Annotated in this window: 1 protein-coding gene; it reads right to left on the bottom strand. The window is 65.8% G+C overall.

The genetic code is table 11. The features are described from left to right. On the bottom strand, window positions 1-1,044 hold a 1,044-nt coding region (locus tag ABGB05_RS36890; protein WP_347658670.1), incomplete at its 3' end, for an IS630 family transposase. Window positions 1,045-1,113: the final 69 nt, after the last annotated feature.

Raw genomic sequence — 1,113 nt, 5'->3', positions numbered from 1 at the left:
GGCTACTCGTCCACGTCGGACCTTGGCCAGGATCGATTCGGCGGTGGCGGTCCACACGAACGGCTTCGGGTCGTCGTTGTGCACGCGCAGGTACTCCTCGATCGCGGTGACGAGGTCATCCACGCTGCGGAACACGCCGCGGCGGATCATCTTGTCGGTCAGGTTGGCGAACCAGCGCTCAACCAGGTTGAGCCAGGACGAGCTGGTCGGGGTGAAGTGCAGGTGGAAGCGGGGGTGCTTGGCCAGCCAGGCCTTGACGTTCGGGTGGGTGTGGGTGCCGTAGTTGTCGACGATCATGTGGATCTGCAACGTGCGGGGCACCGTGGTGTCGATCGTGCGCAGGAACCGCAGGAATTCGTCGTGCCGGTGCCGGGCGAAGCACTTACCGATGACCTTGCCGGTCAGCACGTCCAGTGCGGCGAACAGGGTCGTGGTGCCGTGGCGCTTGTAGTCGTGGGTCATCGTGCCGGCCCGCCCGGGCTTGAGCGGCAGGCTCGGCTGGGTACGGTCCAGTGCCTGGATCTGCGATTTCTCGTCCATGCACAACACGACGGCTTTGTCCGGCGGGTTCAGGTACAGGCCCACGACGTCGACGAGTTTCTCCTCGAACCGCTTGTCGTTGGACAGCTTGAACGTCTCCACCAGGTGCGGCTTGAGACCGCGGGCGTCCCACACCCGCTGCACCGTCGCCGGGCTCACGCCGACCTTGGCCGCCATCGACCGGCACGACCAGTGCGTCGCCCCCTGCGGCTTCGAGTGCAGCGTCAACTCCACAATCTCATCGATCGTGGCCTGCGGAATCGACGCCTTACGGCCACGACCCGGCGCGACCTTGCCCAAATCGGCGAGCCCACGCTCGGCGAACTCGGACCGCCATGCCCGCACCGTCATCCGGGTCACCCCGGCCAGCGCCGCGTTGTCGGCGTTGGACATCCCGTCCGCAGCGTGCAGCAGCACCTGCGCCCGCTGCACCAGCCGATGCGCGACCGTACGCGACTTCGCAAGAGACTCCAGCAGTTCCCGCTGGCCGGGTTCGAGCACCAGTGGTGCGGCAGCACGTGTCACGTCTCGAGTCTACTCCAATGACTAGCTATTTACGAGACAGAACACTAG

The sequence above is a fragment of the Plantactinospora sp. B5E13 genome, assembly GCF_039871775.1.
In the GTDB taxonomy this organism is placed as follows: domain Bacteria; phylum Actinomycetota; class Actinomycetes; order Mycobacteriales; family Micromonosporaceae; genus Plantactinospora.
This window is presented reverse-complemented; position numbering and strand designations above follow the sequence as displayed.